1 protein-coding gene is annotated in these 265 nt (G+C 54.3%); it reads right to left on the bottom strand.

The window, feature by feature from the left end; all coding sequences use genetic code 11:
* Nucleotides 1-265 (bottom strand): hypothetical protein (locus KVT36_RS31755; protein ID WP_217607439.1); only part of this gene is annotated, 265 nt, incomplete at both ends.

Here is a 265-nt window from a genome sequence, read left to right as displayed (position 1 = left end):
AGCGCGTTCCGGTATCGAACGTAAAATTAGGGGAAATCCACCCGTTATCGCGCAGCTCTTGAATCAGAACCGGTACGCTGAGAGCATCGCCGTCATAATAACCCGCCGGGGTACGCCCTCTTCTGCGGTCATGGGCAAAATAATAAGAATGCGGCACAATACCGGCTTGCTTCAGACCGTCGATGAAGGAACGCAGGTCCAGCGGATCGGGAAAAATGATGCCCGCTTCATACAAAGCTATGCCGTGCTCCTGCACGGCTATGCG

This window comes from Chitinophaga sp. GbtcB8 (assembly GCF_019091455.1).
GTDB lineage: Bacteria > Bacteroidota > Bacteroidia > Chitinophagales > Chitinophagaceae > Chitinophaga.
Note: the sequence above shows the minus strand (reverse complement) of the source record. Positions and strands in the feature narration are given on the sequence as shown.